The organism is Deltaproteobacteria bacterium (assembly GCA_030654105.1).
Taxonomy (GTDB): Bacteria; Desulfobacterota; SM23-61; order SM23-61; family SM23-61; genus JAHJQK01.
In genome coordinates, this window is the sequence record JAURYC010000153.1 from 1 (window position 1) to 3,024 (window position 3,024).

Annotated in this window: 3 protein-coding genes; 1 reads left to right on the top strand and 2 read right to left on the bottom strand. The window is 48.2% G+C overall.

The annotated features are described in order from the left end of the window. Nucleotides 1-362 precede the first annotated feature (362 nt). Both Q7V48_06255 and cbiQ read right to left on the bottom strand, forming a co-directional pair. Nucleotides 363-1,211 carry an ABC transporter ATP-binding protein gene (locus Q7V48_06255; protein MDO9210338.1) on the bottom strand — a complete coding sequence of 283 codons (849 nt, stop codon included), beginning with the start codon at nucleotides 1,209-1,211 and terminating at the stop codon, nucleotides 363-365. A 20-nt stretch (nucleotides 1,212-1,231) separates the two neighbouring features. Beyond that, nucleotides 1,232-2,167: a cobalt ECF transporter T component CbiQ gene (gene cbiQ, locus Q7V48_06260; GenBank protein ID MDO9210339.1), complete on the bottom strand. Its 936-nt coding sequence runs from the start codon at nucleotides 2,165-2,167 to the stop codon at nucleotides 1,232-1,234. A gap of 232 nt (nucleotides 2,168-2,399) precedes the next feature. Here cbiQ and Q7V48_06265 point away from each other — a divergent pair, with 232 nt between their 5' ends. Further along, nucleotides 2,400-2,939, top strand: a complete 540-nt coding sequence (locus Q7V48_06265; protein MDO9210340.1) for a hypothetical protein — start codon at nucleotides 2,400-2,402, stop codon at nucleotides 2,937-2,939. The last annotated feature ends 85 nt before the right edge of the window (nucleotides 2,940-3,024 follow it).

The window sequence follows — 3,024 nt, forward strand, 5'->3', positions numbered from 1 at the left end:
GAAGGTAACTTCATTCTCCACGTCCAGGTAGGTTTGACCGTGTAAACGGTTAGCGTGGAGGAGCGTCTGCAGCGCTCCCGACCACGCTTCCTTAAATACTAAGCACTAAATACGAAACAATATCAAAACACGAATGACCAAATAGTTTGGGAAATTTGGATTTGGGATTTGTTTAGGATTTAGATATTAGGATTTCGGATTTCCGATCTTTACCCCTTTGGTTCCGGCTATGCCGGGTTAGACTTTAAATCCAAAGCATTTTTTCATATCAGAATCATAGCCCTTATGTCAAGCTCAATTTCGGAGGGTGATACCGGCCCGGACGAGAGGGGGAATCTCTCGGGAGCACAAGGCAGTATTCCTTATTCTTTTTGTTCATGCCCATGGCGGTGGGTAAAGAAATGTAGGTGACCGTGGGAGTGCAGGAATCCATCATGGCCGTGAACATGCTCATGGATCAGGTTAACTTTGAGGAGCAAGTCGAAATTGTCCAGAATTGCACGGGGGGGGCCTTCGGCAACAATGGTGTGGCCTTCTCCCATAACAAAGGTCCGGTCGGCAATTTCTTCGAGGATGGAGAGGTCATGGGTAGCGGTGATGATGGTCTTACCAAGGGAGTGTAATTCCCCTAAAACTTCTATCAGCCAGACTTGGGTCCGCGGGTCCAGTCCTCCCGTAGGCTCATCCAAAAGCAAGACGTCAGGATTCACCGCCAGCATCGAAGCCAAAGCCACCTTTTTCTTTTCTCCTCCACTGAGTTGATGGGGGGAACGCCGGGCAATTTTCTCCAGCCCGAGCATCTTCATCATTTCCAGACTTTTCTCCAATGCCTCTTCCTGGGAATGATGCAATTGCAGAGGGCCAAAAGCGATTTCATCCAGGACCGTCGGGCAAAAGAGTTGGACGTCCGGATTCTGAAAAAGGAGGCCCACCCGCTGGCGGAAGAAAGCCGTAAAGGAAGCTTCCCGGAACCCTTCTTCCGTGAGCCTACGACCGAAGGCCCAGGCCTCCCCGTTGGTGGGGAAGAGTAATCCATCTAAGATATGCAGGAGAGTAGACTTGCCGCAGCCGTTGGCTCCCACGATGGCCAGACATTCCCCTGCTCCGACCTGCAAATTCACTGACCGGAGGGCGGTAAATTTGCCGTCGAAGGCGTATTCCACACCCCGCAGCTCAAAGATCGGTGTAGATGTCTGGAGGTTTTGTTCCATAATTAATTGGGGTTTTCGTTTCACCTGCCGCAATAAATCAAAATCCCTGAAAGGATCACACAGAAAGCCACCCAGAAATAATCCTTCTTCCTAACGTGAAAAACGCTCAGGATGCGTACCTCTCCCTGATAACCACGAGCCATCATGGCCCGGTGAACCTCGAAGCTTAACTGCATAGAGCGTTTAAAGAGCGCCCCTACCTGCGCAGCGATCCAGCGCTGCTCCGTTGGGGTTCTTCCCAAACGGATCGTGCGGCTTTTTTTGGCGATATGCATTTCTCCTACAGCCTGCGATAGAAGCATTAAGTAGCGCAGAGCCATGCCCAAAGTCTGCACGTAGATTTGCGGAACCCGCACTAAGCGGAGAGCTTTGAGCAGGTCGGCCCACGGAGTGGTCAGGGTCAAGAGTAGAACCAAAGACATGGAAGTGGCTACCCGGCCAATTAGGAGCAGGGCCGCAGCAATTCCCTGTTTGGTCAGGGTAATCTCTGGGGGAATGGAATAGGGACCCAAGTGATAGGCCTTGCCCAGGGAATAAATCGATACTACCGTTTCTCCCGGGGTAAAAATGTTCAAAGTAGCCGGCAGGGCGATGATTCCCACAAACAGCGGAAGGATGAGCCAAACCCTTTTAAGGAAAAAGGTTATTTCAATATGGGAGGTGACCGCCAAAATCAGGGTCAGTCCGTAGAGGATATAAATCAGGGGAATGGAATGGATAAGGCTCACGCCGACCACGAGGATTAAAATTCCCAAGAGTTTGGCCCGCGCATCCAGTCCTTGCAATATTCCTAATTTTTGGGCGTGGATTTCCGAAAAGATAAACTCTTTCATTAGGCCGGTTATGGCTTGCAGCGTCCGGTCTACAAAAAGGAGGCGGATCTTTTTGTTAGCCAGATCAGGATCAGGTCTATAAACCGAACCTCCGTTTATCTGAAACCAAGCAGGCAGTCCCATAATCAAGTGTCTAAAGTGAACGAAAGTGACTAAAGTTATGCAAAGGGTTTATTTCATTTTACCCTTTAAGTTTACCATTGTATACAAAAACCCGAAATCCTTGGGGGGTCTCTTAGCATCTAAATAATTGGAATGTAAAAGAGCGATATTTACCCAATCCCTTGGGGAAAACCCTTTACTTTGGCTAAAAGGAAGGGTTAAAATTTAATGAAAAAAATCAGGAGGTTAAAAAATGTATAAAAAAATTATTGCCGTTGTTGCTCTCCTTTTCCTAACTATGGGGTGCGCGGCTCTGGGCGGCATGGAAGTAAGGGAAGAGAAGTATGGAAAGTCCATTCCGGTAATAACCCAGTCTTTTGCTTCCAAACAACTAAGGCCAGGGGATACGTGGAAGGTTTACTTGAAGGCATCCGATCCGGATGGCGATATGAAAAATATTTATGCCACCATCGCTCAGCCTGGAATGGCAGGCTATCCGGTAAGCATCACGAGAATCAAAGAGGGCGGCGGCAAGGATCTATCCGGTTATATTTACCTGAACACGGTGGGCGTTCAAGGGTTGAATTTTGTCAGTCTTACTCTTACCGTCCAGATCCAGGATAAGGCCGGTCATTTCAGCCAGCCGGCGGTTTTCCCTTTATCCTTAAGTTTTAGCTCCCAACAACAGACCCCTTCTCCGGGAATCTTCCCCGAGAAAGACCTGGGACCCATCATGATCACGCTGCGTTCCGCTTTTGATAGTGATGCCCAGAGGGGTTCTGATTGGAATTAGGTAAAATTTAATAGGACGCAGATTTACGCAGATAACCGCAGATAATTATTTTATTTTTATTTTATCCTGATAATCTGTTTACATC

Coding starts and splice junctions, on each gene's coding strand:
- Q7V48_06265 (MDO9210340.1), top strand. CDS start 2,400: ATGTATAAAAAAATTATTGCCGTTGTTGCTCTCCTTTTCCTAACTATG.
- cbiQ (MDO9210339.1), bottom strand. CDS start 2,167: ATGGGACTGCCTGCTTGGTTTCAGATAAACGGAGGTTCGGTTTATAGA.
- Q7V48_06255 (MDO9210338.1), bottom strand. CDS start 1,211: ATGGAACAAAACCTCCAGACATCTACACCGATCTTTGAGCTGCGGGGT.